At 65.5% G+C, this 290-nt stretch carries 1 pseudogene; it reads left to right on the top strand.

The features are described from left to right. A pseudogene (locus PA598K_RS36780) lies at positions 1-290 on the top strand (hypothetical protein); the annotation flags it as partial.

Below are 290 nucleotides of genomic sequence, written 5' to 3'. Positions count from 1 at the left end.
GGGCAGCGTCACGGAACGTCATCTCGGCTCGGGCACGGTATTCACCCGCCATCTGGCGGATCATGTCGTCAGCGCCTTGAAGCTGTCGCCGGAGAGTGTATCTACCGACAAGCTCGCAGACGCAGCGGTCGTCTCGGAGAAGCTGGCGGACGGCAGCGTAACCTCCGCGAAGCTGGCTGATCAATCTGTGCAGGCTGAGCATGTACAGCCAGGGGCGATCGGCCAAGACCATCTCGCCGACGCTTCCGTCGGCCAGGCGCAGCTGCAGCCGGGCGCGATCGGCGAGACGC

The organism is Paenibacillus sp. 598K, assembly GCF_003851045.1.
GTDB lineage: Bacteria > Bacillota > Bacilli > Paenibacillales > Paenibacillaceae > Paenibacillus_D.
The sequence above is the reverse complement of the archived record's forward strand: the minus strand, read 5'-3'. Positions and strand labels throughout refer to the sequence as shown.